General features: G+C 70.0%; 24 protein-coding genes and 1 pseudogene. 10 read left to right on the top strand and 15 right to left on the bottom strand.

Annotated features, from left to right (window positions below):
- Positions 1-18 precede the first annotated feature (18 nt).
- Together AC5DRG_RS30995 and AC5DRG_RS30990 are read left to right on the top strand one after the other, a co-directional pair.
- Positions 19-2,127 carry a hypothetical protein gene (locus tag AC5DRG_RS30995; protein WP_491802761.1) on the top strand — a complete coding sequence of 703 codons (2,109 nt, stop codon included), beginning with the start codon at positions 19-21 and terminating at the stop codon, positions 2,125-2,127.
- Complete coding sequence (locus tag AC5DRG_RS30990) at positions 2,127-3,713, top strand: type 1 periplasmic-binding domain-containing protein (protein ID WP_491802760.1); 1,587 nt, start codon at positions 2,127-2,129, stop codon at positions 3,711-3,713. The genes AC5DRG_RS30995 and AC5DRG_RS30990 overlap by 1 nt, the downstream gene beginning before the upstream one ends.
- On the opposite strand, the gene AC5DRG_RS30985 is transcribed toward AC5DRG_RS30990, so the two are convergent.
- The 8 genes from AC5DRG_RS30985 to hemL all read right to left on the bottom strand — a co-directional run bounded on the left by AC5DRG_RS30985 (position 3,714) and on the right by hemL (position 11,856).
- Positions 3,714-4,112 (bottom strand): SRPBCC domain-containing protein, encoded by a 399-nt coding sequence (locus tag AC5DRG_RS30985; protein ID WP_491802759.1) that lies wholly within the window; start codon positions 4,110-4,112, stop codon positions 3,714-3,716.
- Between the two features lie 66 nt (positions 4,113-4,178).
- On the bottom strand, positions 4,179-5,255 hold the full coding sequence (gene ccsB / locus AC5DRG_RS30980) for a c-type cytochrome biogenesis protein CcsB (protein ID WP_491802758.1): 1,077 nt from the start codon (positions 5,253-5,255) through the stop codon (positions 4,179-4,181).
- Positions 5,252-6,964 (bottom strand): cytochrome c biogenesis protein ResB, encoded by a 1,713-nt coding sequence (gene resB, locus AC5DRG_RS30975; protein ID WP_491802757.1) that lies wholly within the window; start codon positions 6,962-6,964, stop codon positions 5,252-5,254. Before resB ends, ccsB begins: the two co-directional genes overlap by 4 nt.
- Positions 6,965-6,967: 3 nt before the next feature.
- On the bottom strand, positions 6,968-7,738 hold the full coding sequence (locus AC5DRG_RS30970; RefSeq protein WP_491802756.1) for a cytochrome c biogenesis CcdA family protein: 771 nt from the start codon (positions 7,736-7,738) through the stop codon (positions 6,968-6,970).
- Position 7,739: 1 nt separating this feature from the next.
- Positions 7,740-8,342 (bottom strand): TlpA family protein disulfide reductase, encoded by a 603-nt coding sequence (locus AC5DRG_RS30965; protein WP_491802755.1) that lies wholly within the window; start codon positions 8,340-8,342, stop codon positions 7,740-7,742.
- Between the two features lie 66 nt (positions 8,343-8,408).
- Positions 8,409-9,701 carry a polysaccharide deacetylase family protein gene (locus AC5DRG_RS30960; protein WP_491802753.1) on the bottom strand — a complete coding sequence of 431 codons (1,293 nt, stop codon included), beginning with the start codon at positions 9,699-9,701 and terminating at the stop codon, positions 8,409-8,411.
- A 143-nt stretch (positions 9,702-9,844) separates the two neighbouring features.
- The gene (locus AC5DRG_RS30955) at positions 9,845-10,543 is read right to left on the bottom strand and encodes a histidine phosphatase family protein (protein WP_491802752.1); all 699 of its coding nucleotides are present in this window, start codon (positions 10,541-10,543) and stop codon (positions 9,845-9,847) included.
- A complete protein-coding gene (gene hemL / locus AC5DRG_RS30950; RefSeq protein WP_491813210.1) occupies positions 10,540-11,856 on the bottom strand; it encodes a glutamate-1-semialdehyde 2,1-aminomutase in 1,317 nt (438 codons plus the stop codon). Before hemL ends, AC5DRG_RS30955 begins: the two co-directional genes overlap by 4 nt.
- A 292-nt stretch (positions 11,857-12,148) precedes the next feature.
- On the opposite strand from hemL, the gene AC5DRG_RS30945 reads away from it, so the two are divergent.
- The 4 genes from AC5DRG_RS30945 to AC5DRG_RS30930 all read left to right on the top strand — a co-directional run bounded on the left by AC5DRG_RS30945 (position 12,149) and on the right by AC5DRG_RS30930 (position 13,901).
- The gene (locus AC5DRG_RS30945) at positions 12,149-12,778 is read left to right on the top strand and encodes a hypothetical protein (protein WP_491802751.1); all 630 of its coding nucleotides are present in this window, start codon (positions 12,149-12,151) and stop codon (positions 12,776-12,778) included.
- A gap of 243 nt (positions 12,779-13,021) precedes the next feature.
- Positions 13,022-13,372, top strand: coding sequence for a VOC family protein (locus tag AC5DRG_RS30940; RefSeq protein WP_466261151.1), 351 nt, complete (start codon positions 13,022-13,024; stop codon positions 13,370-13,372).
- Between the two features lie 118 nt (positions 13,373-13,490).
- Positions 13,491-13,673 (top strand): hypothetical protein, encoded by a 183-nt coding sequence (locus AC5DRG_RS30935; RefSeq protein WP_491802750.1) that lies wholly within the window; start codon positions 13,491-13,493, stop codon positions 13,671-13,673.
- 60 nt (positions 13,674-13,733) lie between these two features.
- Positions 13,734-13,901 (top strand): hypothetical protein, encoded by a 168-nt coding sequence (locus AC5DRG_RS30930; protein WP_491802749.1) that lies wholly within the window; start codon positions 13,734-13,736, stop codon positions 13,899-13,901.
- Here AC5DRG_RS30930 and AC5DRG_RS30925 read toward each other — a convergent pair.
- The gene (locus AC5DRG_RS30925) at positions 13,898-14,221 is read right to left on the bottom strand and encodes a hypothetical protein (RefSeq protein ID WP_491802748.1); all 324 of its coding nucleotides are present in this window, start codon (positions 14,219-14,221) and stop codon (positions 13,898-13,900) included. The two genes, AC5DRG_RS30930 and AC5DRG_RS30925, sit on opposite strands and share 4 nt — an antisense overlap.
- Before the next feature lie 89 nt (positions 14,222-14,310).
- Between AC5DRG_RS30925 and AC5DRG_RS30920 the strand changes: the two genes are divergently transcribed.
- Positions 14,311-17,664: an AfsR/SARP family transcriptional regulator gene (locus AC5DRG_RS30920; protein ID WP_491802747.1), complete on the top strand. Its 3,354-nt coding sequence runs from the start codon at positions 14,311-14,313 to the stop codon at positions 17,662-17,664.
- A 39-nt stretch (positions 17,665-17,703) separates the two neighbouring features.
- On the opposite strand, the pseudogene AC5DRG_RS30915 reads toward AC5DRG_RS30920, so the two are convergent.
- Positions 17,704-17,892 (bottom strand): annotated as a pseudogene (locus AC5DRG_RS30915) (helix-turn-helix domain-containing protein); the annotation flags it as partial.
- Between the two features lie 11 nt (positions 17,893-17,903).
- Between AC5DRG_RS30915 and AC5DRG_RS30910 the strand changes: the two are divergent.
- Both AC5DRG_RS30910 and AC5DRG_RS30905 read left to right on the top strand, forming a co-directional pair.
- Positions 17,904-18,239 carry a hypothetical protein gene (locus AC5DRG_RS30910; RefSeq protein WP_491802746.1) on the top strand — a complete coding sequence of 112 codons (336 nt, stop codon included), beginning with the start codon at positions 17,904-17,906 and terminating at the stop codon, positions 18,237-18,239.
- Positions 18,240-18,404: 165 nt separating this feature from the next.
- Positions 18,405-19,754, top strand: coding sequence for a histidine-type phosphatase (locus tag AC5DRG_RS30905; RefSeq protein WP_491802745.1), 1,350 nt, complete (start codon positions 18,405-18,407; stop codon positions 19,752-19,754).
- 18 nt (positions 19,755-19,772) lie between these two features.
- Here AC5DRG_RS30905 and AC5DRG_RS30900 read toward each other — a convergent pair whose 3' ends face one another.
- From AC5DRG_RS30900 to AC5DRG_RS30880, 5 genes are all read right to left on the bottom strand, one after another.
- Positions 19,773-20,471 (bottom strand): GNAT family N-acetyltransferase, encoded by a 699-nt coding sequence (locus AC5DRG_RS30900; protein ID WP_491802744.1) that lies wholly within the window; start codon positions 20,469-20,471, stop codon positions 19,773-19,775.
- Entirely contained in the window at positions 20,458-21,879 is a 1,422-nt protein-coding gene (locus tag AC5DRG_RS30895; protein ID WP_491813209.1) for a HAMP domain-containing sensor histidine kinase, read from the bottom strand. The genes AC5DRG_RS30900 and AC5DRG_RS30895 overlap by 14 nt, the downstream gene beginning before the upstream one ends.
- A gap of 24 nt (positions 21,880-21,903) precedes the next feature.
- Positions 21,904-22,617 carry a response regulator transcription factor gene (locus AC5DRG_RS30890; protein ID WP_491813208.1) on the bottom strand — a complete coding sequence of 238 codons (714 nt, stop codon included), beginning with the start codon at positions 22,615-22,617 and terminating at the stop codon, positions 21,904-21,906.
- Between the two features lie 162 nt (positions 22,618-22,779).
- A complete protein-coding gene (locus AC5DRG_RS30885; RefSeq protein ID WP_491813207.1) occupies positions 22,780-23,388 on the bottom strand; it encodes an FMN reductase in 609 nt (202 codons plus the stop codon).
- Positions 23,389-23,393: 5 nt separating this feature from the next.
- On the bottom strand, positions 23,394-24,476 hold the full coding sequence (locus AC5DRG_RS30880) for an LLM class flavin-dependent oxidoreductase (protein WP_491802743.1): 1,083 nt from the start codon (positions 24,474-24,476) through the stop codon (positions 23,394-23,396).
- A 104-nt stretch (positions 24,477-24,580) separates the two neighbouring features.
- Here AC5DRG_RS30880 and AC5DRG_RS30875 point away from each other — a divergent pair, with 104 nt between their 5' ends.
- Positions 24,581-25,393 (top strand): DUF6597 domain-containing transcriptional factor, encoded by an 813-nt coding sequence (locus tag AC5DRG_RS30875; protein ID WP_491802742.1) that lies wholly within the window; start codon positions 24,581-24,583, stop codon positions 25,391-25,393.
- Positions 25,394-25,422 lie beyond the last annotated feature (29 nt).

The raw sequence follows: 25,422 nt of genomic DNA, 5'->3' as shown, positions 1-25,422 counted from the left end.
GGGGACGGGGGAGCAGCGTTGGGTAGACGGTTGCACGGGCGCGGGGCGCTGTTCGACACAGATCCGGCCGGGCTCGTACCGCGGCTCGTCGGTCTACGCCCCTATCAGCACCGTGCCAGCCCGCCCGAGCATCCCAAGGAGCTACCCCTCGTGCTGCTCACGGGCGCCCGGGGGCTGGGCAAGAGCACGGTGCTCGGGGAGCTGCGCGAGGCCTACAAAGGGCACACCCCGGTCGCGCTGATCGACTGCGAGGCCGGGCAGTTCGCGGCGCCCCCCGCCGGTCAGCACGCCGATTCCTGGTCGCCGCTCTCGCAGGCGCTGCTGGTGGTCGCCGAGCAGCTGGCGGAGCCGGTGACCGGGGCGGGGCGGATCCAGTTCCCGCGGCTGATGTCGGGGCTGGTCGCGGTCGCGGCCGGTGGCTGGGGCGACGCCGACTCCGAACGCATCCGGCGCGAGGTGGAGCGGATCCTGCTGCTGAACGAGAGCGGATCGTGGATCGCCGGGGCCGCCGGGCGGTGGGCAGGCAGGGTCGCCGCCAAAGTCGTGGCCGCCACGACCGGCACCGGCCAGCTGCTGTCGGCGGCGATCGAGGCGACCCTGGAGTCGATGTCGGACAGCTTCGTGCACCGCAAGCACCAGAAGGCGTCCACCTGGTACCGCGACTATCCGAACGCGGGCGGCAACGCCCGGCGCGGACTCATGCTGCTGTCCAGCCACTTCAGGGCCGGCGGGGTCTCCCGCGAGCACGCCGAGCGGTATCTCGTTCGGGCCATGGTCGCCGACCTCACCGAGGCCTACACGGGGGTGCTGCCGCGCATGCAGCGCCTGGGCCGGCCTCTTGTTCTCGTCGACAACGCGCAGACATCCCCGGGGCCCGGTCTCGTCGACGCCGTGCTGCGCGACCGTACCGACGGAATCGCCGAACAGGTCGTGTTCATCGGCGCGTTGCGCGGCGACGGCCGTCCGGCCATGCAGCTGCGGCATGCCGTACGACGTGACCTTCCCGAAGTCGCGCGGCACAGCGGGTGGGTACCGGACGTGGCCTCCGTGTCCTCCCGCGCCCTGCTCGTCGCCCTGCCGCCGCTCTCCCCCGACGACACCCTGCACATCGTCGGCGCGGTCTGCGACAACGTGCCCGTGCCGCCCCAATTCCCGCACGCCACCCGCCGGTTGACCGGCGGCAACCCGCTCGGCATCGCCCTGCTCGCCGAGTCCGCCGCCCAGCACCTGCCCGGCGCCACCTCGCTCGGCGAGCTGCTCACGGCGGACATTCGCCTGCACGAGGAGCGCGACGGCGCCCCCACCTACCGCGAACTCCTCGACCTGCTCGTCCCCGCCGACCACCTGGACGAACTGACCGTGCTGGCCGCCGCCCACGCCTCGGCCTGTGCGCTCGCCGAGGCCCTCCTCCCCGACGACTTCGGGCCCGCGGACATACGGGCGTTGCAGGCGCGGCTGGCCCAGGAGGGACTGCCGGACGTGCCGGGCCAGTTCGTCGGCGACCCCTTCGTACGGACGCTGCTGCTGATCCGCCTGCACCACCGCGACCCGGGCCACGGCCAGTGGCGCCAGGCCCACGAGACACTCATCCGCTACTACGCGCCCGCCGACGGAACCGACGGGGACAGCGACCGGGAGGAGGCCGCCCGCTACCGCCTCCACCACCAACTCGCCCTGGGCACCGCCGATTCGGCCGTCGCCCACCTCCGCGACACCTTCCCCACCCTCGACACCCGCACCTGGCTCGACACCCTCCACTTCATCGCCTCCGCGCCCTACTTCCACGCCCACGACGCCGAGGGCCACGACTTCGGCGGACACCCCGACCGGCGGGCCGCCGTCGCGCTGGGCCGCACGGACGCCGACCATGTGCCGCCGGACGGCGTGGACGTCGTACTGCATCTGCGCATACGACGGCTGCTGCACGCGGTGTGGCAACTGACCGACCCGCTGGTGCTGCCCGACCGGCTGGTGTGCGACCGGCTGCGGTTCGAGCTGGAGCAGCTGTCCAATCTGCGGCCCGCCGGCAACGCGCTGCTGTGGCGGGCCTCCCGGGACTGGCCGGCCGACGCCCTCGCCGGGCGGCCGCTGTCCGGCACCGACAACGGCCAGGATGAGGAGAGTTGATGGCGGGCAGAGGCGTCTGGGTGTGGCTGCGCGAGGACATCTGGTCGATCCCGCTGCGCCGGGTCGCGGCCATCCTGATCACGGCGGCGATCGCGACCGGGCTTGGCTTCGCCGTCGACGCGGTGTTCTTCGCGCCCGAGGACCGCTCCTGCGCCACGGGGGTCGAACGCCCCGAGAGCAGTGACGAATGCGTGGGCGTCTCGACGACTGCGTTCGACTTCGGGCAGAAGCGGCTGCGCGACACGATCGCGGCGATCGACCGCGAGAACGCCGAACTCAAGCCCGGCACCTATGTCACCGTCGCCCTCTTCGAGCCCTTCACCGCGCGCGACTCCGACAACCTCACCGACGTACTGCACGAACTCCAGGGCACGTATCTGGCGCAGTGGCAGGCCAACCACGACTCCAACGGCGAGACCCCGACGATCCGGCTCGTGCTCGCCAACCCCGGGGCAGGCGGCGAGCATTGGGAGCAGGTCGTCGACCAGCTGGAGCGGATGACGACCGGCGAGGACCGGCTGCGGGCGGTGACGGGGATAGGGCTGAGCACCGGGAACAACAAGAAGGCCGTCAAGGAGCTGACGCGGCGCGGCATTCCGGTGATCGGCACCTCCATCACCGCCGACGACCTCGCCAACGGGCAGAACGGCAAGGACCCCTTCCCCGGCCTCGCCCGCGTCTCCCCCACCAACACCGACGAGGCCCGCGCGCTGGCCTCCTTCGCCAAGGTGTCGGCGGGCCGGGCCATGCTGGTCTACGACAAGCTCGGCGGCGACAAGAAACACGGCGACCCGTACACGTACACGCTCCAGAAGGCGTTCGAGAAGCTGACCGAGGGATCGCCGTACGAGGCGCAGCCCTTCACCCCGCTGCCCGACCGCACCAAGCCGGCGGGATCGACCGCCAACACCTTCCGGCAGATCGCCCTCCTGCTCTGTGACACGCCCGACAGCACGGACACCGTCTTCTTCGCCGGACGGCACACGCAGTTGGCGCAGTTCATCGGCGCACTGGGCCGACGCGGCTGCCAGGACCGGGAGTTCACCGTGCTCACCGGGGACGAGGGCTCGTATCTCGCCGCCGACAAGTCCCTCACCAGCGCCCTCGAACACGGCATCTCCGTCCGCTACACCTCCCTCGCGCACCCGGACGCCTGGGTGAAGGACACCGCGAAGACAGGCGGCTCGCCCGCGGACTCGGCGGTCCTCAACGGCCTCCTCACCGAGGCGAAGCGCAAGCCCGTCGGCTCCATCGGCCCGATCGGCCCGGTCTCCCTGGACGACGGCCAGCTCTTCATCGCCTACGACGCCATGCAACTCGCCGTCCACGGCATCCGCGAGGCCACACCCGAGGGCAAGTCCGTGCCGCCGCTGACGGACGTGGGCCTGCAATGGCCGCAGATCAAGGGCTCGTTGAAGGTGAGCGGAACGAGCGGCTGGATCTGCCTCGACGTCCACGGAAACCCGTACGACAAGGCCGTACCGATCGTGGAACTCACCCCCAAGGGCGGCTCCCGCTTCGTACGGATCGCCTGGCCGGAGGGAAAGCCGCCGGCGAAGGAGTGTCTGCCGCCCGCGCAGAACTAGCTAGCTTTCAAGGATCCCGATCAGCCGCTCGAAGCGGGCCCGCCAGCGCGGCTCCGTCTCCGTCTCGCCCTGGAACTCGTGGGTGAAGCGGAGGGCGCTGCCCGTGTCGCCGTCTCGCTCCAGGTGGAAGCGGATGCGGCCGCCGCCCTCCACGGTGTACTCGGCGACCCGCTCCACGTCCCAGGCCGTGACCCGCCCGGCCCCGAGGTCACGCAGGGTGACCGCGCCGCCGAGCCGGGGTTCGAGGACGTCGGCGGTGGTGAACCAGCCCGCGAGCCCCTCCGGGGTGGCGAGGGCCGGCCAGACCTGCTCCATGGGACGGGGCAGACGTACCAGGAAGTGCAGTATGTGCGTGTTCCCGTGGGTCTGGCTGGTGCCCTGTTCGATGGATCCGGTCATGACACCAGCCTGACCCGGGGAGCGGCGTTCCGCACGTGGTTACGGAGGGTTTCCGGCGTTGCGGGGTCAGACGCCGGCGTACGAGTGCTTGCCGGAGACGAAGATGTTGACGCCGTAGTAGTTGAACAGCCAGCAGCCGAAGGCGATGAGGGCGATGTACGCGGCCTTGCGGCCCTTCCAGCCGGCCGTGGCGCGGGCGTGGAGGTAGCAGGCGTAGGCGACCCAGGTGATGAACGCCCAGGTCTCCTTGGGGTCCCAGCCCCAGTAGCGGCCCCACGCGTCGCCCGCCCAGATCGCGCCCGCGATGATCGTGAACGTCCACAGGGGGAAGACGGCCGCGTTGACACGGTAGGAGAACTTGTCCAGGGACGAGGAGGCGGGCAGCCGCTCCAGGACCGAGGTGGCGAACTTGCCGGGCTTTCCGCCGCTCGCCAGCTTGGCCTCGTAGGAGTCCTTGAAGAGGTAGAGGATCGTGCCGACCGCGCCGACGTAGAAGACCGCGCCGCACAGGATCGCCGTGGAGACGTGGATCCACAGCCAGTACGAGTGAAGGGCGGGAACCAACTGGTCGCTGGCGGTGTACAAGACAGTGACGGCGAGACCGAGATCGAGGAGGACCGTCGTGACCAGGAAGAGGCCGAGCCAGCGGACGTTCTTCTTCAGCGCGAGCAGCGTGAGGTACACGCCGACGGCGACGGTGGAGAAGGTGATGTTGAACTCGTACATGTTGCCCCACGGCGCCCGCTGCACGGAGGCCGCGCGGGCGATGACACCGCCGAGCTCGATTAGGAACGCGAGCGCGGTGAGGGACACGGCGATACGGCCGTAGAGGTCGCCCTGCTCGTCCCCGCCGTGCGCGCCCGGCCCGTCGGGTACGTCACGGGTGCCGGCCGCGGTCCGGACGACGACCTCGGGACGCTCCAGGACGGTGGTGCCCCCGGCCTTCTTGACGGTGACGGCCGGAGCCGCCGCCTTCCCGGTGCTGGTCAGCGCGGCGGCCGTACGACCGATCTTGCTGCGGCTGCCGAAGATCCATTCGGCGATGTACGCGAAGAAGGCCAGGGTGTAGACGGCCATCGCGGAGTAGATCAGCGTGTTGCTGATGTTCGCGAGGTGTTCGTTGGTGGTGGCGGCGAGGGTCACTTCTTCACAGCCCCTTCGGCAGTTACGGGGGGTTCGGCGTCGGGGTCGGCGTCCGGATCGGGGTCGGTCTTGGTGGGCGCCCGGTCGTGCACGAGTGCGGCCAGGTCGCTCAGTTCCTCGGGGAGTTTCGCGGACTCGCTGCGGCCCAGGCCCGCCATCTCGACGACGGTGACGCCGTCGGGGCCGGCCACCGCCCGCACCCAGACGCGGCGGCGCTGGATGAAGAGGGAGCCTGCGAGGCCGAAGATCGCGGCGGTGGCGCCGGCGAGCGCCCAGCCACTGGCGGGCTGCTGGACGACCTGGAAGTTCGCCCACTGCTTGGTGCCCTCGTAGGTGATCGAACCCGCGCCGTTCGGGAGCTGCATGGTCTCGCCGGGCTTCAGGTTCTCCCTGAGCAGGTCGCCCTTGGAGTCCTTGAACGCCTTCATGTGCGACTTGTCGAGCTGGTACACGCTCTGCGGGATGCCCGAGTCGACGCCCAGGTCACCGTGGTAGGCGGCGAGGTTCAGCACCGGGTTGTTCAGGGCCGGAAAGGTGGAGGAGACCTCGTTGCCCTTGGTGTAGGTCGGCAGGAAGAAGGCCTGGAAGCCGAGTTGTTCGCTGACGTCCTTGGCGTTCTTGTAGCCGTCGAGGACCTTGATCACGCCGGTGGAGGTGACGTTGGAGTCGAGCGGGAGCAGCGGTACGGCGTCGCTGTAGACGACGTTGCCCTTGCCGTCGCGGACGGTCATGACGGGGGCGTAGCCGTGGGCGGTGAGGTAGACCTTCGAGTCGCCGATCTCCAGCGGCTCGTTGACCTTGACGAGGGTCTTGTTGTCCTTGCCGTAGGCGCCCTCGGAGTAGGTGATGGCGGCCTGGTAGAGACGTGGGGTGCCCTTGTTGGGGCCGGAGGTCTCGTAGGTTCCGGTGAACTTGTTCAGGGTGAAGCTGAACGGCACCAGGTCGTCGGTGCTGAAGAGGTTGCCGGACTTGAAGTCGTCGTAGGAGATGAGGGTGTTGGAGAAGCCGTCGCCCTCGACGACCAGTTTGTTGCCCTCGGACTTGAAGAGCTGGCCCCAGGCGAAGGCGGTCAGCATCACGATCAGGGCGATGTGGAAGGCGAGGTTGCCGACCTCGCGGAGGTAGCCCTTCTCGGCGGCGACGGCGTCACCGGCGAGGTGGGCGCGGTAGCGGCGCTTCTTGAGCAGCGTGAGCGCCGCCTCGCGGACCTGCTCGGGCTCGGCGTCGGTGCGCCAGGTCGCGTACGCGGGCAGCCGGGTCAGCCGCTTGGGGGCGCCGGGCGGGCGGCCGCGCAGCTGGCCGACGAACTGCCAGGTGCGGGGGATGATGCAGCCGATGAGGGAGACGAACAGCAGGATGTAGATCGCCGAGAACCACACCGAGCTGTAGACGTGGAAGAGGCCGAGCTTGTCGTAGATCGGCGCGAGGATGTCGTGCCGGTCCCGGAAGTCGGCGACCTTCGTCGCGTCGGTGCCGGTCTGCGGGATCAGCGAGCCGGGGATCGAACCGAGCGCCACCATCAGCAGGAGCAGCAGGGCGACCCGCATGGAGGTGAGTTGGCGCCAGAACCAGCGGGCCCAGCCGATGACGCCCATGGAGGGCAGGTTGGGCAGCTCCTCCTTGGGGGCCGTGGACAGTTGGGAGCCGGCGGCGCCCAGATCCTGGTCCTCGGCCCGGTCCCGGGCGGTGTCGGACGTGGTGTTGCTCATCGATCAGATCCCCACAGTGAAGCCGTTGGACCAGGTCTGCATCTGCTGCACCATGCTGTCCCAGGCGCCGGTCAGCAGCAGCAGGCCGGTCACGATCATCATGGTGCCGCCGATCCGCATCACCCAGACATAGTGGCGCTTGACCCACCCGAAGGCACCGAGCGCCTTGCGGAACGCGACCGCGGTGAGGACGAACGGCACACCGAGACCGAGGCAGTAGGCGACGGTCAGTATGGCCCCGCGGCCCGCACTGCCCTGCTGGGAGGAGAGCGCGATCACCGAGGCGAGGGTCGGGCCGATGCACGGCGTCCACCCGATGCCGAACAGCGCGCCGAGGAAGGGGGCGCCGATCAGTCCGGCCGTGGGCCGCTTGTGGAAGCGGAACTCCCGCTGGGTCATCCAGGGCATCAGCCCCATGAAGAAGACACCCATGAGGATCATGAGTACGCCCAACACCTTGGACAGCACGCCCTTGTGGAGCTGGAGCGTGTCACCGAAGTACCCGAACAGGGCGCCGGACGACACGAACACGGCCGTGAAGCCGAGCACGAACAGGGAGGCGCCCGCGATCATCCTTCCGCGCCGGGCCTCGGCCAGGTCGGTGCCGGCGACGCCGGTGACGTAGGACAGATAGCCGGGGACGAGTGGCAGGACGCAGGGCGAGAAGAAGGAGACGAGGCCGCCGAGCAGTGCGATGGGCAGGGCGACCAGCAGGGCGCCGTTGAGCACCGTGCCGTTGTAGCCCGTCTCGGCGAGCGTGGACAGCGCGCTCACGTCACTTCTCCGCGAGGACCGGGGCGATCATTCCGCGCAGCTTCTCCTCGCTGAGCGCGGCCAGCGAGCGGGCCGCGATCTTCCCGTCCCGGTCGAGGACGAGTGTGGAGGGAATGGCCTGCGGGTTGAGCGTGCCCTTCGCGAAGCGGAGCATCAGTTTGCCGGTCGGGTCGTACAGGCTGGGGTAGGTGACGCCCTGCTGCTTCTCGAAGGCGAGGGCGTTGTTGGTGCTGGTGTCACGGGTGTTGATGCCGACGAACTGCACACCCTGGGCCTTGAGGTCGTTGTAGACCTTCTCGAAGTTGGGTGCCTCGGCCCGGCAGGGGGCACACCAGGAGCCCCATACGTTCAGTACGACGATCTTGCCCTGGTAGGAGTCGACGTCGAGTTGCTTGCCGTCGACGGTCTTGCCGGACAGGTCGGGGGCCGCGGTCCGCTGCCCCTTCTTCACCGTGGCGATGCCGTCCTCGCCCATGACGAAGTTGGTGCTGCCGCCTCCCCCGGAGGTGCCTCCCGAACCGCACGCGGACAGGAGCAGCGCGGCGACCGCGACACCTGCGGTGGTCAGGGCGGCGCGGCGACGGACTCGACTGGCGGCACTCATGTGAAAAGTTTCGCATGTCCGTTCCGGGGATCTTGCGCACCCCCCTTGCGGGCGGAAACCCGCATTTCAGGCGGCGTTTGTGGAGGGTGAGGAGGAGCTGGTGGCGGTGGAGGTGACGGCGTCCTTCAGGAACTCCTTCCAGCCACCGACCGGCGCCTGTCCGACGCCGAGGGTCCGCAGCTTGGCGAGGACCTCGGGCTTCTGTACGTCCAGCCAGTCGACGAACTGCCGGAAGGAGACCAGCCGTACGTCCTCGCCCGCCTCCCGCTCGGCGGCGATGTACTTGAACGCGTTCTCGACGGCGTCCATGTAGATGCCGCCGTTCCAGTGCTCGAAGTGGTTGCCGATGAAGAAGGGCGCGCGGTTTGTCTCGTATGCCCGCTTGAAGCCCGCTATGTAGGAGCCGGAGGCCTGCTCGCGCCAGCCCGGGTAGTTGTAGGCGGGCGCGTTGGTGGAGTTGATCGACTGGTTGGCCAGCATGTTGTAGTCCATGGACAGGACCTCGAAGCTGTGGCCGGGGAAAGGTATCTGCTGAAGCGGCAGATCCCAGATGCCCTGCTGCCTGGCCGGCCAGATCTGCTGGCCGCCGGGCGAGGAGGCGTCGTAGCGCCAGCCGAGTTCGCGGGCGGTGGGCAGCAGGTTGTTCTGGCCGAGCAGACAGGGCGTACGGCCGCCGACGAGCTCCTTGTCGTAGTCGAAGGGCAGGGCGGGCAGGGCGGTCCAGCCCGTGTTGGTGCGCCACTCCTTCACGAAGGACTTCGCCTGGTCGATCTCGCTGCGCCACTGCTGGGGCGTCCAGTTGCCGACCGTGCCGTAGCCGGAGCAGAAGTGGCCGTTGAAGTGGGTGCCGATCTCGTGCCCTTCGAGCCAGGCGCGGCGGACGTTGGTGAGCGTCGCCTTGACGTGCTCGTCGGTGAGGTAGCCGATGTCGGAGGCGCCGCGCGGGTTGTTCGGGGGGTCGTAGAGGCGCTTCTTGCTCTCGGGCAGCAGATACAGCCCGGAGAGGAAGAAGGTCATGTGCGCCTCGTGCTCCTTGGCGAGATCGAGGAAGCGCGGGAAGAGGCCGTTGCCGACCTCCCCCGCCCCGTCCCAGGAGAAGATCACGAACTGCGGTGGGGTCTGGCCCGGTTCGAGCGGCACGGGCTTCGCCGGCTGGTGGGGCTGCTTGCCCGTGAAGGAGGTCGAACCGTCACCGAGGGGTCGGGCGGTGGCCGTGGGACCGCCGCCGGCCCCCTTTCCGGAACCGCCGGCGTGCGACGCGTCGTCGAACGGCCTGAGGGTGCCGCACCCCGCGAGTCCGACGGTGGCCGCGGCGCCCGCGCCGAGACCGAGCATTCCCCTACGGGTGAGATGGCGCACTGCGTCCCCCTTCGTCACGTTCTCCGGTGGTCATCCAGTCAGAGGACGTGACGAGGGGGAGGGTTCCTCTTGATCACACGCTTATGGCAACAAATGTCACGAGCGTGTCATAGAGGAACAGGAGTGACAGGCAAGGCCATTGATCAGGCGCCGAAGGCCTTGTCCTTGCCCTTCACCGGCTTGGCGCCCGCGCGGAGATGAGCGGGGACGAGGTCGATGGCCGGCTCGGTGTAGCCGACGGACACGATCTTGTCGCCCTGGTAGGTGAAGGTGGTCAGCGAGGCGAGCGTGCACTGCCGCTTGCGCGGGTCGTGCCACAGGCGCCGCCGCTCGACGTAGGACCGCACGATCCAGATGGGCAGCTGATGACTGACCAGCACGGCCTCGTGCCCCCGGGCGGCGTCCTTGGCGGCGTCCAGCGCCGCGACCATCCGGACGACCTGGTCGACGTAGGGCTCGCCCCACGACGGCTTGAACGGATTGACGAGATGCTTCCAGTTCTCGGGCCGCCGCAGCGCCCCGTCCCCGACCCCGAAGGTCTTGCCCTGGAAGACGTTCCCGGCCTCGATGAGCCGCCCGTCGGTGACGAGATCGAGCCCGTGCGCCTTGGCGATGGGCGTCGCCGTCTCCTGCGCCCGCTCCAGCGGGGAGGCGACGACATGCGTGACGTCACGCGAGGAGAGGTGCTCGGCGACCCGGTCGGCCATCTGCCGCCCGAGCTCGGACAGGTGGTAGCCGGGCAGCCGCCCGTACAGAATCCCGTCCGGGTTGGCGACCTCGCCGTGCCGCATGACGTGTACGACGGTGATGTCGCCGTTGCTGATCGTGTTGTCGTTGCTCATGCCGTGGCCTCCGCGGCAGCTCGGGCGGCCGCCGGAAGGGCGTCGGCGATGCGCTGGACGGCCCGCTCGTCGTGGGCCGTGGACACGAACCAGGACTCGAAGGACGAGGGCGGCAGATAGACGCCGTTCGCCAGCAGCGAGTGGAAGAACGCGGTGAAGCGGTACGACTCCTGCGCCTTGGCGTCCTCGTAGTCGCGGACGGGCCGGTCGAGGAAGAAGACCGAGAACATGTTGGAGGCGCTCTGCACGGTGTGCGCGACGCCCTCCTTGGTGAGGGACTCGGAGACCAGCGACTGCAGATGCTCCGATACGGCGTTGACCTTGGCGTAGGCCGCGTCGTCGAGCAGTCGCAGCTGGGCGAGCCCGGCGGCGGTTGCGACCGGGTTCCCGGAGAGGGTGCCGGCCTGGTAGACGGGCCCGGCGGGGGCGAGGTGCCCCATGACGTCGGCGCGACCGCCGAAGGCCGCGGCCGGGAAGCCGCCGCCCATCACCTTGCCGAAGGTCATGAGGTCGGGCCGGACGCCGTCGATGCCGTACCAGCCGGCCTTGCTGGTCCGGAAGCCGGTCATGACCTCGTCGGAGATGTAGAGGGCCCCGTTCGCGGCGCAGGCGTCCTTGAGCCCCTGGTTGAAGCCGGGGTCCGGCGGCACGACGCCCATGTTGCCGGGCGAGGCCTCGGTGATGAGGCAGGCGATCTCGCCGGGGTGGGCGGCGAACGCGGCGTGCACGGCGTCGAGGTCGTTGTAGGGCAGGACGATGGTGTCGCCGGCCTGGGCGCCGGTGACGCCGGGGGTGTCGGGCAGGGCGAAGGTGGCAAGACCGGACCCGGCGGCGGCGAGGAGGGAATCGACGTGACCGTGGTAACACCCGGCGAACTTGATCACCTTGGCGCGCTGGGTGAATCCGCGGGCGAGCCGGATCGCCGACATGGTGGCCTCGGTCCCGCTGGACACCAGCCGCACCTGCTCGACGGGCTCCACGCGCGCGACGATCTCCTCGGCGAGCGCGACCTCGCCCTCGCCGGGCGTCCCGAAGGACGTACCGCGCGAAACGGCGTCGTGCACGGCGGCGATGACATCGGGGTGGGAGTGCCCGAGGATCATCGGACCCCAGGAACACACCAGGTCGACGTACTCGCGCCCGTCGGCGTCGGTGAGATAGGGCCCACTCCCGGACACCATGAACCGGGGCGTGCCGCCCACGGCACGGAAGGCGCGCACCGGGGAGTTCACGCCGCCCGGCGTGACGACCGACGCACGGTCGAACAGCCCCTGCGAGACGGGCGCTTCGTATGAATATGGCAGTTCGCTCATGACCTGCGACTTCTCCGACTTCTCGGACCTATGGGACTCCGGCGGCTTGGACACCTTCCTCAGGGTAGGCGGAGGGACGTGGGGCGTCGGCTCCGGCCATCTGCGAAACTGAGACCTGATACACACAAGGAGATACAGCTCATACGGGCGCGGGTGTTCAGAGCCTGCGAAGATCCTGCGGACAGGTGTTTCAACGCACGTTTCGTCGGGCGGCCGTGGGGGAGGTCACTGACACGATGATCGGGTTGCGCGGCGGGGGCCACGCGTCCTAGAAAAGCAGTCGGGTGGAGATATGCATCGCGGTGGCGGGCTGGGCGAGGGGACTGACGATCTGGGTCCTCGACGTGCCCGGCGGGGAAAGCACCGGCGCGACGCGGAGGAAGCCGCAGAGGCAGCACGTCAGGGGCAGGGTGTACCGAGTGAGTCCGAGCGGCTCGACCGTCGGGTCGAGCGCCTGCGGGCCGAGAGCAGGAATGGTGGTCGGGTGGGGGTGACGTACAAATACTTCGGCGCACCTGACGGCGCGACCGCGGCCCGGGTCCCGATCTCGATGCGTCCCGAGGAACTCGGCGGCGACGAGCTCGGCATGAACGGCATGTTCACCAAGATCAAGCCGGAGACGATGGCCGCGATGGTCCTCACCGGCATCGAGGGCGTCCCCCTCAACAAGGTGCCGCCACTGGAACTGGTCGTCCTGCACCCCGACTACGCGGTGGTGAAACTCCCGATGACCGTCGTGGACCCGCTACGGGGCATCGGCGAGGAGGCGGTGGGCGCGGCGGCGTTCATCTGGTCCACGGTGCCGGACCGGGGTGGGCCTCGGGACGCGTTCAACGTGTATCAGTTGCTGCATGAGTGGCAGGACTTCTCGCATCGGTTGCATGAGGCGGGACATCAGCCGTACTGCTTGGTTTGGCCGTGAACTCGTAAGTTCGTAAGCCACTGTCACACCGAAGCGTTCCCGACCGGGGCGGTCGTGCTCGACGTACAGCTTTGGCAAGTGTGCCGGTGCCTGCGGGGCATCAGACGTTTTGCCTGGTGTGGTGTCGCTGCCATGCAACTCAGTCGTCGTGTCGTCGAATGCAGTCGAAGGTCTTCTTGGTCCTGAGCGTGCCAGGATGCCGAGGACGCGACCGCGCGCACGTCGAAGGGGCAGGAGCAAGCCATGATCAGCGGTGCACATGCCATCCTCTACAGCCAGGACGCCGAGGCGGACCGCGCCTTCCTCCGCGACGTCCTCGGCTTTCCCGGCGTCGACGCGGGCGGCGGCTGGCTCATCTTCAAGTTGCCCCCGGCCGAGGTGGCCGTGCACCCGACCGACGGCCCGCCCCAGCACGAGTTCTTCCTGATGTGCGACGACCTTGACGCCCAGCTCGGCGAGTTCCGCGCGCAGGGCGTCGAGATCACCCGCCCGGTCAGCGAACAGCGCTGGGGCAAGCTGACTGCGATCCGGCTCCCCAGCGGCGCCGAACTGCCGCTGTACGAACCGCTGCACCCCATCGCCCACAGCCTGTGACCCGGGAGGGTGGAGCGGGCTACACCCCCGATCGGGGACCGCACTCTCTCGTGGCGGAAGGCCCGGGACGGGATCGTTGATCTCACAAGGTCAACGTCCCCCCGAAAGGCAGACTCCCGTGAAGGCGCTCCTCTCCTCCCGCCCCGTTCTGTGGTTCCTGTTCCTGTTCAACCTCACCGTCGCCATCGCCGCCCCGCTCATCGACGACAGCGCTCAGGGCATCGCGACGAGCATCGGTATGGCGGTCGTGTCCCTCGGGGCGGGGGCCGCGCTGTACAAGGGCCGCGGGCAGCAGGCCTGATCGCCTCTCCGGCACTTCGATCGTCCCGGTCCCTTTGACACCCATCAGGAGCGTCTCGCCATGCCGCACACCACCATCGCAACGACCAGCACGGCCCGTACCGGCCGACCAGCATCCGCCACCCCCGGCCCGGAACGCAGGACCCCGGCCACCGCCATCACCGTCATGCCCCTGTGGCAGGGCCTGGCCCAGCTCTTCGCCCCGGCGGACGGTGCCGGTCGCCCTTAGGGCCGGGCGCCCTCGGTGACGTACCCCGTCCGGCGTTCCGCGCGGAGTACGGCGCGGGCCGCCGTGAGGATTTCCTCGTCCGCCTCCACGCCGGAGCCTGTCAGGACCTGGAGCAGTCGGGTCCACCACACGTCGGGGTCCGTCTCGTACGCGTCCAGCACCCGTACGCCGTAGCCCCTGTCCGCGACTGTGGCCAACCGTCGGCGGACCGCCTCCCTGAGCCCGATGTAGCGGTCGTGGACGGCTCCGGTCGCGGAATGTGTGAGTCCGGCCGCCGCTCCTGTGGCCAGCGCGATGGCCACCGACTCCACCTCGGTCACTGGACCCCCTTCAGTTGTGCGAGTTGTGCGATGTCGTGTCCGCAACCCTGCCCGGGGGTGCTGCAATGTCGATGAAATTCCGATGATGTGTGCGACAGCGGAGGCGGAGGCTTCGGGTGGACGGCGGAACTCCTGAGCTGCTTCGGATCGAGGTGCTCGGGCCGTTACGGGCATGGCGGGGCGGATCACCGCTGAATCTGGGGCCTCTCAAGCGACAGGCCGTGCTCGCCGCGTTGCTGCTCCGCCAGGGCTCTGTGGTGAGCCATGAACAACTGCTCGACGGGGTGTGGGGGTCGGAACCACCCGCGTCCAAGGTGCTGCCGACGCACGTCAACTCCCTGCGCAGGGCGCTAGACGCGGAAGGCGCCCGCCCCACGGAGTCGGTGATCCGCAGCGGCAAGGGCTGGTACCGCTTCGTCGTCGAGGGAGTCCGGCTCGATACGACGGACCTGGCCGGGCGGGGCGACGAGGCGCTGCGCACGGTGGCCTCCGGCGAACTGGCCACCGCGGCCGATCAGTTGTCCGCGGCGCTCGAACTTTTCCGTGGCGAGCCCCTGGCCAACCTGCCCGGACCCTTTGCGCAGGACGAGCGGCAACGGTTCTGGGAGCGTCGGCGAACCCTCCGCCTTGAGCGGCTCAAGTGCCTGGTTCTGCTACGACGGTTCGGCGACGCCCTCGACGACCTCGCCGACCTGTCGGTGTCCGACCGGTACGACGAGCCGCTATGGGCGTTGCGCATGCGGGCTCTGTACGGCTGCGAACGTCAGGCGGACGCCCTCAACGCCTATCAGGAGATGCGCGTACGGCTGCGGGACGAACTCGGCGTCGATCCCGGTGAGGAGTTGCGCCGTACCCATGAAGCGGTACTGCGGCAGGACGACGCCTATCTCTTGAGTCCGGCGGCTCCTCCCGTGCAGACGCCCGCCGCCAGCTCCAAGTCCGTCCCGGCTGCGGGCTCGCCGCCCACGCCCGCCGAACTCCCCCACGACGCCGCGGGATTCGCCGGCCGCACCGACGAACTCGCCAGACTGCACGCGCTGCTTCCGCCCGAGCAGGGTCAGGGCCAGGGCCAGGGTCCGACAAACACTGTGGTCATCTCCGCCATCGGCGGTGCCGCAGGCATCGGCAAGACCGCTCTGGCCGTCCACTGGGCACACCAGGTACGCGATCGCTTCCCGGACGGCCAGCTCTACGTCAACCTGCACGGCTTCGACCACGACCGGCAACCGCTCAAGCCCGGCGAGGCCCTTGAGTTGCTGCTGCGGAGTCTGGGGCTCGTCGTGTCGGAGATCCCCGCCAACGACGAGGCGCAAGCGCGCGTGTACCGGTCGCTGCTGGCCGGCCGTCGCCTCCTCGTCCTGCTGGACAACGCCGCTTCGGCGGAGCAGGTCCGGCCACTGCTCCCGGGCAGCCCGTCCTGCTGCGTCATCGTCACCAGCCGCAACCGTCTCGGCGACCTCGTGGCCCGCGACGGGGCACACGCCCTGCCGCTGGACCTCCTCCTGCCGGCCGAGGCCGGCGCGCTGCTGGGCGAGGCACTTGGCACGGACCGGCTGTCCGCCGAACCGCTCGCGGTCGACGAACTGATACGGCTGTGCGGCAGCCTTCCGCTGGCGCTGCGCGTGGCCGCCGCGAGGCTGGCGGGCGATCCAGGCCTGGGCCTGGGCGACCTGGTTACCGAGATGTCCGAGGGCAATCGGCTGGAGGCACTGGAGCCGGACAGTGACGACAACTCCCCCTTGCGCACGGCCTTTTCCGCGTCGTACCGGGTGCTGGCGCCTGCGGCGCGTCGGCTGTTCCGGCTGCTCGGGCTGTTTCCCGGACCGGAGTTCACCGCCGAGGTCGCGGCGGCCCTCCTGTGCTCGCCGCTCGCGCAGGCCCGGCGTCTGCTCAGCGCCCTGGCCACCGCCCACCTGATCGAACCCACGACGGTGGGCCGGTACCGCTTCCACGATCTCCTTCGCGAGTACGCGCAGGAGAGGGCGCAGCTGGAGGAACGGGCGGAGGACCGTGACGCCGCGCTGAAACGCGTCCTGCTCTGGTACACGCACGCCACTCGCGCCGCCGCGGGGACCTGGCTCTTCCCGGAGCTGCCCAGAAGCTTCGACTCCGGTGAACTGCCGGGCCTGCCGTCCCCAGCCGGAGCCGAACAGTGGCTGGAGGCGGAGCGCGCCAATCTGCTCGCCGTCATCAACCACGCCGCCCGCCACGGTCCTCGTCCCGTCGCCTGGCATCTGTCCGGGGCGCTGTTCGGAAACTTCTGGCTCCATATGCCGCGGGCGACCTGGCAGGCCACCGCGCAGACGGCACTGGACGCGGCCACGACTGAAGGCGACCTGTACGGCCAGGCAGCCATGCACCTCAGCCTCGGAGTGATCCGGTGGGACCGAGGGCATGTCCGGCAGGCGATGGACCATCACATACGGATACGGGACATCAGTCGGGAACTCGGCTGGCCGGCAGGCAGAGCAGCGGCTTTCGGCGTCGGAGGCTTCGTGCAATGGAGCATGGCGCGTCTCGACAGTGCGCACGAGCATTTCACCGCAGGCCTGGACCTCTTCCGGGAAACCGGAAATCGCTACTTCGAAGGCTTTGGGCGAGTCGGCCTCGGCATGACCTGCCGCGACCTGGGCCGGCTGCGCGAGGCCGCCGAGCACCTCGAACGCGCCATGAACCCCACTGAAGAGATCAGCTGGTGGGACGACAGCCTGGCTCTGCAGATTCTGGGCGGGGTGTACTGGGAACTCGGCCGCCTCACCGACGGACTTGACGTCCTCGCTCCCGAGGTGACCTCCGACAAGCGGGCCGGTTTGCGCGACGGCCGCGCGATGATGCTCGACGCCATCGCGAAGATCAATATCGAGCTCGGCCGCCAGGACGAGGCGCTCGTGCAGGCCGAGAGTGCCGTCGCCATGGTCAAGGACGCGGGACGGCGCTGGGTCCAGGCCGGCATCCTCAGCACGGTCGCCGCCGCCCACCGAAAGCTGGCGCATCTCGACCGAGCGGCCGAGGCCGACGGTCAGGCTCTCGCCCTGGCCCGCGAGGCGGGGTTCAGACGCGCCGAGGTGGACAGCCTCCTGGGACTCGCCCTCACACACCATCAGGCGGGCAGGCACAACCAAGCCCACAGCCACGCCGAGCAGGCGCTGACCCTGGCCCGTGACCATGCTTTCCGTGTGGTGGAGGCGCAGGCCCTGACGGTCATGTGCGACTTGGCGGAGTCCGAGTCGGCCCACACCACAGCCGTCGCCCTCGGCCACGAGGCACTGGCAATACACCGCGAGACCGGCCACCGGCTCGGCGAAGCCCGCACCTTCATGGCCCTCGCCCGCGCCCACCGGATGACCGACAACGCCGCCGCCGGACTGATGAGGCAGCAAGCCTTGGACATCTTCACCTCCGTCGGCGTACCGACTCAGGAGTACGAAGACCTCGACCGGTGACCCGATGTCCCCGATGTCCCCGATGTCCCCGATCGACCATCAGGCGCCCCCTCCGCACTGAGCCCGCCGGAAGTCCCCCGGCGTCGTCCCGGTGAGGCGGGTGAAGAACTTGCCGAAGTTGGTGGGCTCGCTGAAGCCGAGTCGGCGGGCGACGATCGCGACCGGGTCGTCGGTGTGGGCGAGGAGGCGTCGGGCCTCCAGGCCCACGCGGGCGTCGATGACGTGCTTCGTTCGTCGGGATGCTGGTGCTCTTCGCCGGCGCCCGGCTGGTCTCCCTCCCGGTCGCGGTCCTGCCGGCGAGCTTCACCGTGGCGCCCCACCTCATCAGCCTGTACGCCCTCACCGACCGCCTCGCCCCCGCCGAACGGGCCGCGTTCGCCATGACCGTCCTGTGCGCGGGCGGCCCCCTGGGAACCGCCGTCGGCCAGGCGGCCTCCGGCACCCTCGCGGAGAGCCACGGCAGCGAGGGCGCCCTGCTGGTGGCCGTGGCCGCCGCGGCCGGGGCGCTGCTGCTCGCGCTCGCGTCGACCGGGCGTAGGAGATTGGAGCCTTTGGGCCACGCCCGGCAGAGCTGACCTGCGCTTTTCCCCTCGCCGCCTGGTCCAAAGGGGCCAATCACCAAGTCACGGACCGCCCGCCGCACCCGCCTACCGCACCCCGCCCGCCCCACCGCACCGAACTTGATCAGCCGCCAACCTCACCGCCACCCACCGTTCACGTCCCTCACAAAGCATGCGGCCATGAGACGTCTCACCCCCGCCCTGGCCCTTGGCCTCGCCGTTCTGCTCCCCGCCCAGGTCGCGGCCGCGCACCCCGGGTCCTCGGACTCCACCAGCTACGGGACCAAGGCCCCGTACGCCGCCGAGCAGAACCCGCGCACCTATCACCGGGCCCCCGCCGGTTTCACCGCCGTCTTCACCGAGAACGTCTCCCGGCACGGCTCGCGTGCCGCGAGCGACAGCGAGGACGGGGATCTGATCCTCGCCCTGTGGGAGAAGGCGAACAGCGAGGGGCAACTCACGTGGCAGGGGCGGGAGTTCGGGCCGAAGGTGCAGGCACTCCTCGACGCCATGAACACCGTGGGGTACGGCAACCTCAGCGGACGCGGCAAGGAGGAGATGCGGGACACCGCGACGCGGATGGCTCAGCGGCTGCCGGGGCTGTTCAAGGAGATCGCCGAGGACGGCGAGCCCATCGACGTCGTCAGCTCGGGGCAGGGGCGTGCCATCGACAGCGCGAACCAGTTCGCCTCCGCGCTCGCCGCCTCCGACCCCGACCTCACGTCTCTGATCGGGGCCACCCGCACCGACAAGGACCTGCTCTACTTCCACAAGGCCGCCGGTGGGGCCGCCTACCGCGACTACATCGACAACGACCAGCGCCTCGCCGCCACCCTCAAGACCATCACCGAGCAGCCCGCGACCGACCGCGCCGCCCGCAACGTACTGAAGAAGATCTTCAAGCCGGCCTTCGTGGACCGGATCGTCAGCGGTGAGTTCGCGAGCATCGGCAGCGCCGTCGAGGCCGCCGAGGCGGTCTACAACCTGTACGCCATCGCGCCCGCCATGCGCGAGGAGAGCCCCGGCGGCAAGGGCTGGGGCATGGAGCGGTACATCGCTGCGCGCGATGCCGCCTGGTTCGGGTATCTCGGGGACGCCGAGGACTTCTACGAGAAGGGGCCCGGCTTCGCCGATAGCGACATCACCTACAAGATGGCCGACGTGCTCCTCGACGACCTCTTCAAGCAGGTCGAGGCCAAACGGGACGGGACCAGCGACCTCGGTGCCGAACTGCGCTTCACCCACGCCGAGGAGATCATTCCGCTCGCCGCGCTGATGGGCCTGCCGGGAAGCACGCAGCCGGTCACCGCCGAGCAGCCGTACACGTACGCCACCAACTCCTGGCGCGGCTCGGCCGTGGCGCCGCTCGGGGCGAACATCCAGTGGGACGTGTTCCGCAAGGGCGACACCTACCTCGTCCGCATGCTCTACAACGAGAAGGAGACCGCCTTCAAGACCGGCTGCCGACCCGTCTCCAAGGGCAGTTACTTCTACGACCTCGATGAGCTGGAGCGCTGCTTCGGCCGCTGATCAGGTCGCCCAAACTGTTCAAGCCGCCGCGGCTGCCGCGAACAGCACCTTCCCCATCCCCACCCGCTCATACGCCGCGACCGCGCGCCCGTTGTCGGCGTCCACCATCAACGCGGCCCGCCCGTGATCCCGTACGAGCGCGTCCACGACGAAACGGGACACGGCCACCCCGAGACCCCGCCCCCGCGCCCTCGGGTGGGTCACGACCCCGGCCAGGAATCCGCACCGGGCCGCGGACCACGCGTCCGCGGCCACCGCGAGCAGCCAGCCCTCATCGTCGTACGTCCCCGCCCAGCGGCGTACTCCCGCGCGGCCGGGCTGGGCGTAGGAGTCGGGGAAGTAGCGGTCGAGCAACCCGGAGGCCTCCTTCTCACCGGCCTCGTCCAGCCACCCCACGTCCATCGTAATCCCGGGGGCGTCCGCCGTCTCCATCCACCAGAACGGCCGCCCGCCCGGCTCCAGCCCGTCGATCTCCCGCACCAGCGCGCCGACCAGTCCCGCCTCCCCGAAGGGGCGATACGTCGGTCCGACTTCCCGCAGTACATCCCGTACGAGGGGAATCGCGTCCCCTTCCTCGCCCGCCACCGCGATCCGGTCCCGGCCGGAGAGCGACGGGCTCGCCACGGCCACGGCGGTCCCGTGGCGGAAGATCCGCACGCCGGCGGCCTGGGCCGCCCAGACCAGATGGCCCTCGGCGGATGCCTCAAGCCCCGTCATGGCCGCCCACCGTGAACCCGATCACCGACCCGCCCCCGTCCCTCCGGAACGCGAACGGGGCCCCGCCGTGCGAGAGGGCCACCTCCCGCACGATGGACAGGCCGAGGCCCGAACCCGGCAGCGAGCGGGCGTCCGCCGCGCGGTAGAAGCGGTCGAAGATGCGGACGAGGTCGGCGTCGGCGATGCCGGGGCCGCGGTCGAGGACCTCGACGCGGACGGTGCCGGTGCGGTTGGAGGCGGTGACCGCGATCTCGATCGGGGTCTTGCCGTCGCGGTCGAACTTCGCGGCGTTCTCCACGAGGTTGGAGAGGGCGCGTTGGAGGAGGCCCGGGCGGCCGTCCGTCGTCGTGTCGCCGGTCGCGCGGACCACGATCTCGCGTCCGGTACGGCGTCGGGCCAGGCCCGCGACGTCCTCGGCGATGTCGGCGATGTCGACGCTCTGCGGAGGCTCGGTGTCGGACTGGCCGGCCGCCAGGTCCACCAACTCGTTGACCAGGTCGGTCAGTTCGCGTGCCTCCTGGCTCAGGTCCGCGACGAGTTCCTCGCGGGTGGCGGGCGGGAGTTCGTCTATACGGCGGAGCAGGGAGATGTTCGTACGCAGTGAGGTCAGCGGGGTGCGGAGTTCGTGGCCCGCGTCCTGGACCAGGCGGCGCTGGTCCTCCTCCGACTGAGCGAGGCGGCCCAGCATGCGGTCGAAGGAGCGGCCGAGGCGGCCCACCTCGTCGTAGCCGGCGACCGGCACCTCGATGCCGAGGCGGCGAGTGCGGGCGACGTCCTCGGCGGCAGAGGTGAGGACGACCAGGCGGCGGGTGATCCGGCGGGCCAGCCACCAGCCGAACAGGCCCGCGGCGGTCACGACGGCGGCCATCAGGATCAGCGTCCGCTGCTGCAGCGCCGTCAGGAGGTCCTCGGTGTCGCTGAACTCCTGCGCCACCTGCACCGCGCCCCGCCCGCTGCCGAGCGCGACCGTGGCGACCCGGTACACGTCCGCGCCGACGCCGACCTCCTTGTGCTCGACCGTCTGCCCGGCCTTCTTCGCGGCCGCCGTCGACCGGTCGGCGTCGGTGACCGGGAGGACGGGGCTGCCATGGTCGACGATCCCACCGTCGGCGCCGAGCACCTGGACGTCGGTACGCGCGGGCCGGACGAGTTCGTGGCCGGGGCGGGAGGAGGAGAAGTCGTCCGGCGTCATCCTGTGCTGCCGCACCTCGTCCTGCACGTCCTGCACGACCTGCGTGAACACCGACTGCTGGTCCACGCGGACGAGCCGTGCGGCGGCGCTGTACGACAGGATGCCGACGAGCACGGTGACCCCGGCCGCGACCGCCGCGAACGACACCGCGAACGTGGTCCGCAGCGACAGCAGCCGCGGCCTGCGTCTCGCCACCAGCCGCGTCACGCGGGCCAGAGGGGTCCGGTGGCCCGGGGCCACTCAGTCCTCCCGCAGCACATAACCCACGCCCCGCACGGTGTGGATCAGCTGCGGCGCGCCCGGCTCGTCGAGCTTGCGGCGCAGGTAGCCGACGTAGACGGCGAGGTTCTTGGAGCCGGGGCCGAAGTCGTAGCCCCAGATACGGTCGTAGATCGTGGAGTGGTCGAGGACGATCCCGGCGTTGCGCACCAGCAGCTCAAGCAGCTCGAACTCGGTGCGGGTCAGCTCAAGCTCGCGCTCGCCCCGCCAGGCGCGCCGCGCCTGGAGGTCCATGCGCATCCCGGCTGCCTCGATCATGCGGTCGGAGAGCTGCTGCTTCGGCGATACGTCGGCGGGGGCGGCGGCGCCCGCGGGCACCGGGCTGGTGCGGCGCAGGAGGGCACGCAGACGGGCGAAGACCTCCTCGACGTCGAACGGCTTCACCACGTAGTCGTCGGCGCCCGCGTCCAGGCCCGCGATCCGGTCCGCGGTCTCCACCAGCGCCGTCAGCATCAGGATCGGCGTGTTGTCGCCCTCGGCACGCAGCACCCGGCAGACCTGGAGGCCGTCGATGCCGGGCATCATCACATCGAGGACCAGCACGTCCGGCGGGGTGCGGTGCGCCTGCGCCAGCGCCTCGACACCGTCGGCGACCGCCGTCACCTCGTAGCCCTCCAGAGTCAGGGCCCGCTCCAGGGCGTGGCGGATGGCGCGGTCGTCTTCGGCGAGCAGCACAGTCGGGGACACGCCCCCCAGTCTGCCAATGCCTCCGGCGGTATGGCCGGGTGAGCGGCGTTTGGGGTCGCCCTTCTTACTTGGCTCACACCGTCACAGGTGCCGCAACGACCTGGGGGCTGCCGCCCCCAGACCCCCGCTTCGGCCTGAACGGCCTCGTCCTCAAACGCCGGACGGGCTGATTGCCGCCAACCGCTCCTCGAACGGCACCACCCGCACCTCGGCGGACACAGGCTTCACCCCCGCCAACCCCGTCATCAGCCCTACCAGCTCCCCCGCCGCCCGCTCGATCCGCTCAGGCAGCCCGTCCGTGCCGCCCCAGTCCTCCGAGGCCGCGTACACAGCCGTAGGGACGATCACGGCCCGCAGATAGGCGAAGAGCGGGCGCAGGGCGTGCTCCAGTACCAGCGAGTGACGCGCGCTGCCGCCAGTCGCGGCGATCAGCACCGGCTTGCCCGCCAGCGCGTCCTTGTCGAGCACATCGAAGAAGGACTTGAACAGCCCGCTGTACGACGCCGAGAACACCGGCGTCACGACGATCAGCCCGTCCGCCTCCGTGACGGAGTCGATCGCGGCGGCGAGGGCCCGCCCCGGAAACCCGCTGGTGAAGTTGTGCGCGATCTCCACGGCGAGCTCGCGCAGCTCCACGACCTGGATGTCGACCGGGACGTCGACCTGGGTCTGCCGTTCCACGGCGGCGGCCAGCCGGTCGGCCAGCAGCCGTGTGGAGGACGGGACACTCAGCCCGGCCGAGACGACCACGAGTTTCATACGGCTCATACGGCGACCTCCCGGGCCTTGAGCAGCGACGCGTGCGTAGGCGCCTCCGGCACGTCCGCCGGGCGCCCCTTCGCGAATTCCTCGCGCAGCACCGGCACGACCTCCTCGCCGAGCATGTCGAGCTGCTCAAGGACGGTCTTCAGCGGCAGCCCGGCGTGGTCGAGGAGGAACAGCTGGCGCTGGTAGTCACCGGCGTAGTCGCGGAAGGCGAGGGTCTTCTCTATGACCTCCTGCGGGGAGCCGACGGTCAGCGGGGTCTGGTCGGTGAAGTCCTCCAGGGAGGGCCCGTGCCCGTAGACCGGCGCGTTGTCGAAGTAGGGGCGGAACTCACGCACCGCGTCCTGCGAGTTCTTCCTCATGAAGACCTGACCGCCAAGGCCGACGATCGCCTGCTCGGCCGTGCCGTGCCCGTAGTGCGCGTACCGCTCCCGGTACAGCTCGACCATCTTCTTGGTGTGGTCGGCCGGCCAGAAGATGTTGTTGTGGAAGAAGCCGTCGCCGTAGTAGGCCGCCTGCTCGGCGATCTCGGGCGAGCGGATGGAGCCGTGCCAGACGAAGGGCGGTACGTCGTCCAGCGGGCGCGGGGTGGAGGTGAACCCCTGCAAGGGCGTCCGGAACTTCCCCTCCCAGTTCACGACGTCCTCGCGCCACAGGCGGTGCAGCAGGGCGTAGTTCTCGATGGCGAGGTTGATGCCCTGCCGGATGTCCTGGCCGAACCAGGGGTACACCGGGCCGGTGTTGCCGCGCCCCATCATCAGGTCGACGCGCCCGTCCGCGAGCTGCTGGAGCATCGCGAAGTCCTCGGCGATCTTCACCGGGTCGTTGGTGGTGATGAGGGTCGTGGAGGTGGAGAGGATCAGCCTCTCCGTCCGCGCCGCGATGTAGCCGAGCATCGTGGTCGGCGACGAGGGCACGAAGGGCGGATTGTGGTGCTCGCCGGTGGCGAACACGTCGAGCCCGACTTCCTCGGCCTTCAGCGCGATGGCGACCATGGCCTTGATGCGCTCACGCTCGGTCGGCGTCCGGCCCGTGGTCGGGTCGGGGGTCACATCGCCGACGCTGAAGATCCCGAACTGCATGGTCGCTCACCCTCCAGGTTGTTGACTGTTCAACTATACCCACAAACGACCTCGCCCTCGACGGTATTCCGCCCACTGTCAGTACCCCGCCCTACGATCCCCACATGGCCGCCCCCAGCCGTGACCCAGGCGACACCCGAGGCATCGTCGGCGCCGCGGAGTTCCTCACCCAGGTGGACTTCCGCCGCCCGCTGCCCGCCGAGCCCCTGCGCCCCTACGTCGAGCACTACTGGCTGATCGACTGGGACCTCACACAGCCCTACGTCTCCCACGTGGTCCCGCACCCGTCGGTCCACATCGTCTTCCAGCGGTTCCAGGGCGAGGAACCCTTCGTCGAGGTCGCCGGCATCCCGCACGCCCTCTTCACCCAGAAACTGGAGGGACGGGGACGGGTCTGCGGCATCAAGTTCCGGCCGGGCGGCTTCCGCGCCTTCGCCCCGGAGACACCGGTGACCGAGTGGACGGGCCGCCGGGTGCGCCGGCCCGAGGTCTACCCGGACACCGACCCCACGACGATCCTCGCCCCGGCCGACGAGAGCGCCCGCCTGGCCGCCATGGACGCCTTCCTCCTGGCCCACGACCCCCGCCCCGACCCCCAGGCGGAACTGGCGGCCACCCTCGTCGACCGCATCCGCACCGACCGCACGATCCGCCGGGTCACCGACTTCGCACGCGCCGAGGGCATGTCCGTACGACTGCTGCAGCGCCTCTTCGCCGGATACGTCGGCGTCGGCCCCAAGTGGGTCATCCTCCGCCACCGCATCCACGAGGCCCTGGAGGCCGCCGAGACCTCGGACGCGGTCGGCTGGGCCGACCTGGCCGCCCGCCTCGGCTACGCCGACCAGGCCCACCTGGTGCGGGACTTCACGGCGACGGTGGGAGTACCGCCCACGGTGTATGCCCATGGCGTGCGCTGAGCCACCGCCGCCGCCACCGTCGCCGCCCC

The sequence above is a fragment of the Streptomyces sp. JLBG701 genome (genome assembly GCF_058544905.1).
Note: the sequence above shows the minus strand (reverse complement) of the source record. Positions and strands in the feature narration are given on the sequence as shown.

Coding starts and splice junctions, on each gene's coding strand:
- AC5DRG_RS30910 (WP_491802746.1), top strand. CDS start 17,904: ATGCTGGTGCTCTTCGCCGGCGCCCGGCTGGTCTCCCTCCCGGTCGCG.
- AC5DRG_RS30985 (WP_491802759.1), bottom strand. CDS start 4,112: ATGACCGGATCCATCGAACAGGGCACCAGCCAGACCCACGGGAACACG.
- resB (WP_491802757.1), bottom strand. CDS start 6,964: ATGAGCAACACCACGTCCGACACCGCCCGGGACCGGGCCGAGGACCAG.
- AC5DRG_RS30930 (WP_491802749.1), top strand. CDS start 13,734: ATGCCGCACACCACCATCGCAACGACCAGCACGGCCCGTACCGGCCGA.
- AC5DRG_RS30955 (WP_491802752.1), bottom strand. CDS start 10,543: ATGAGCAACGACAACACGATCAGCAACGGCGACATCACCGTCGTACAC.
- AC5DRG_RS30885 (WP_491813207.1), bottom strand. CDS start 23,388: ATGAAACTCGTGGTCGTCTCGGCCGGGCTGAGTGTCCCGTCCTCCACA.
- AC5DRG_RS30965 (WP_491802755.1), bottom strand. CDS start 8,342: ATGAGTGCCGCCAGTCGAGTCCGTCGCCGCGCCGCCCTGACCACCGCA.
- AC5DRG_RS30880 (WP_491802743.1), bottom strand. CDS start 24,476: ATGCAGTTCGGGATCTTCAGCGTCGGCGATGTGACCCCCGACCCGACC.
- AC5DRG_RS30900 (WP_491802744.1), bottom strand. CDS start 20,471: ATGACGGGGCTTGAGGCATCCGCCGAGGGCCATCTGGTCTGGGCGGCC.
- AC5DRG_RS30875 (WP_491802742.1), top strand. CDS start 24,581: ATGGCCGCCCCCAGCCGTGACCCAGGCGACACCCGAGGCATCGTCGGC.
- AC5DRG_RS30940 (WP_466261151.1), top strand. CDS start 13,022: ATGATCAGCGGTGCACATGCCATCCTCTACAGCCAGGACGCCGAGGCG.
- AC5DRG_RS30905 (WP_491802745.1), top strand. CDS start 18,405: ATGAGACGTCTCACCCCCGCCCTGGCCCTTGGCCTCGCCGTTCTGCTC.
- hemL (WP_491813210.1), bottom strand. CDS start 11,856: ATGAGCGAACTGCCATATTCATACGAAGCGCCCGTCTCGCAGGGGCTG.
- AC5DRG_RS30945 (WP_491802751.1), top strand. CDS start 12,149: ATGCATCGCGGTGGCGGGCTGGGCGAGGGGACTGACGATCTGGGTCCT.
- AC5DRG_RS30990 (WP_491802760.1), top strand. CDS start 2,127: ATGGCGGGCAGAGGCGTCTGGGTGTGGCTGCGCGAGGACATCTGGTCG.